This is a genomic window from Parabacteroides sp. AM58-2XD (genome assembly GCF_003463685.1).
GTDB classification, from domain to species: Bacteria; Bacteroidota; Bacteroidia; order Bacteroidales; family Tannerellaceae; genus Parabacteroides; species Parabacteroides segnis.
Map to the genome: position 1 here is coordinate 1 of NZ_QSDP01000232.1, position 1,310 is coordinate 1,310.

2 protein-coding genes are annotated in these 1,310 nt (G+C 29.7%); both read right to left on the reverse strand.

What is annotated here, in order from left to right; genetic code table 11:
- Positions 1-476: hypothetical protein (locus DXA15_RS25010; protein WP_147349113.1), on the reverse strand; the 476-nt coding region annotated here is incomplete at its 3' end.
- Between the two features lie 144 nt (positions 477-620).
- Positions 621-1,232, reverse strand: coding sequence for a hypothetical protein (locus DXA15_RS25015; protein ID WP_128135841.1), 612 nt, complete (start codon positions 1,230-1,232; stop codon positions 621-623).
- Between the last annotated feature and the right edge of the window lie 78 nt (positions 1,233-1,310).

Sequence of the window (1,310 nt, forward strand, 5' to 3'; positions counted from 1 at the left end):
TAATAAATTGCTATTTGTTCTAATGCACCATATATATATTCGCATGATGCAAATATCAAATGAGTATTACATTTAATTAACTGTCCATCAACAAATATTTTTACAGATATAGAACCGGGCTCTATTGCTGAAATATTTTCTTTAGAAATAACACCAGCTGCGATATAAAGTATTGATCCTTTTTTCATTGTTGTCTCATATGACCAAAATGACAAATCCAGATCCGATTCACTTTTTAGAAGTTCGTTATTAACATACCCCTGTAAAATAAAATCAAAATATGTTTCGCCATATGTATAGCTAATATCCAAATTATATAATTCGGAATGATCAACTTCGACCTCATATCGCACATTTACCAACTGAGGAAGATTTGTATCTATTTGTAAACCATCTTTCAATTGATCAGATTTATTACATGCAAAAAATGTTAGAACTATGGTGATACTTAATAATATAAAAATTACTTTTCTCATAATTCCCTAATTAACAATTAATAAACAGTGAAACAAAAAATCAGTTACAATATAATCACAATTTATAATTATTCCCTTTTTAATTGTGGTAAAATTATCAATAATCAAAAAGGGATATAATTAAACATTAATTTCTAACCTAAATTAATTCCCTCCATCAATCCATGTATAATAAAGTTTCATTTCATTATGAGAAAAAGGATATTCAACATTGCATCCTGGCATAACCTGACCTCCATAACTAGATAATGGTTTGTATACTGCAGTACTAAAACTCCAGGATCCAGAACCATCTTCATTCCTTGTCCATACCTCACTCTGTGTTATTTTACTATCTACAGATCCTGATGGTTTATATGCAGTCTTAGGTCCTTTATGGCCCATTACAGCTTGACCATATTTATAATCTACTTTTACAGATAATGTCCAAACTTCGCATAGCATAGTACCCCAAAAAGTATGAAAATAACACGACACGGGTCCTTTTCTATATGTCAAAACGGCATTGGTAGGAATAACTTCTTCTGTTACAGCTTTTGTCTGAATACCCTCCCTGGATATCTCTTTTACATTAATAGGAACAATTAGTGAATCATTCTCTGCTAAATCAATTGATACTAAATCAAGAGGAGAAGCTATCTCGACTTCGTAAGTAACTTTACTTTGGGATGAACCAGAAATAATCCCATCATCATCCTTATTACATGATGTAAATAGGACAATACCAAACAATAATAAAAACATTAGATTTCTCATACTTCGTTTAATTAAATTAAAATAAATAATTTATATAATTCTCTAAATATATCATTTAAACACAGCATATCTCCATTC

Coding starts and splice junctions, on each gene's coding strand:
- DXA15_RS25015 (WP_128135841.1), bottom strand. CDS start 1,232: ATGAGAAATCTAATGTTTTTATTATTGTTTGGTATTGTCCTATTTACA.